This is a genomic window from Rhodopseudomonas faecalis, assembly GCF_003217325.1.
In the GTDB taxonomy this organism is placed as follows: domain Bacteria; phylum Pseudomonadota; class Alphaproteobacteria; order Rhizobiales; family Xanthobacteraceae; genus Rhodopseudomonas; species Rhodopseudomonas faecalis.
The window spans coordinates 1-1,160 of record NZ_QJTI01000058.1 but is presented as its reverse complement, the minus strand read 5'-3'; the positions used below and the strand labels follow the sequence as shown (position 1 = coordinate 1,160).

Here is a 1,160-nt window from a genome sequence, read left to right as displayed (position 1 = left end):
GAGCGACTATCTGGTCTGTCAAGTTGCATAAGCGAACTGGGTACGCGCGTCGCGTGCTTTGGCGTTGAGGCGGACGAGAAGTTTGCGCGCCAGGGCGATGCGGATCACCATTTTCTCTTTGCCGGCTTTGCTCAGCCTGTTGCGGAAGTCTGCCAGGCTTTTGTCGTAACGGGCGGCGATGGCGGCCACCAGGAACAGGATTGAACGCACCCCAGCGCGACCGCCACGAACCGGCCGCTTGCCCTTGCGGTTGCCGCTGTCGTCGGCGATCGGAGCGAGGCCTGCGAGCTTGGCGATCGCCTTGTTGTCGTAGGTGCCGATCTCCGGAAGGTCGGCGATCAGCCAGGCGACGGTACGATCGGCGACGCCTTTGATCGTGCGGAAGGTCGCGGCCAGATGTGCCCAGAGCGGATCGTCGTCGATCAACGAGCCGATCTCGCCTTCTAGGGTACGCGACTGTCGCTTGAGCAGCGCGATCACCTCGTCGAGGCTGGCCGTCATCTCGGCGTCGTCGCTCAGCGCCGAGCGGCGCAGCTTCTGCACAACAAGATCGTCGGTGACTTGGCGCAGCCTTGCGACCAGAGCCTTCAGGCGCTGCTGCGGCCGGCTGGGCAACGGCGTCGGACGAAGGCCTTTGGCCTGCGCAAAGCGGGCGATCATGCCGGCGTCGATCTTGTCGGTCTTTTCCAACACCCCCATGGCCTCGGCGTAGAGCCGAACGTTGCGGGCGTTGGCGATGGCGCAGGGCAGACCGTCTTCCCAGAGCAGCACAAACGCCCGGCGCTCAAAACCGCCGGTCGCTTCCATCACCACCAGTTCGGTAGCATGCGCCCGGCAGAACGTCGCGAGCTCGGCGATCCCGGCAGCATCATTGTCAAAGCTGCGCGCCATCGCGCCGGGCATGACGCAGGCATCCAGCTTGGCCTTGGAAACATCCACTCCACAAATGGTCTTCATCACGGTAACCTGCCTTGTTCGTGCGATCGCGATCCAGCGACTGTTCGGTCGTACGTGACAACGGCGAAGATCCCAGGCTCACCCACGGTTGTAGCCGGAGGGGTATCGGGCGACGTCGCCGCGCGCTTTGGCCGGTGGCCACCGGCCAAAGCGCTTCGTCGCTTCCATCGCACATCTCCGTCGATGGGCAGATACAAGGGGGC

Annotated in this window: 1 protein-coding gene; it reads right to left on the bottom strand. The window is 64.1% G+C overall.

What is annotated here, in order from left to right:
- Positions 1 to 18 precede the first annotated feature (18 nt).
- A complete protein-coding gene (locus tag BJ122_RS18885) occupies positions 19 to 960 on the bottom strand; it encodes an IS110 family RNA-guided transposase (protein ID WP_110782821.1) in 942 nt (313 codons plus the stop codon).
- Positions 961 to 1,160: the final 200 nt, after the last annotated feature.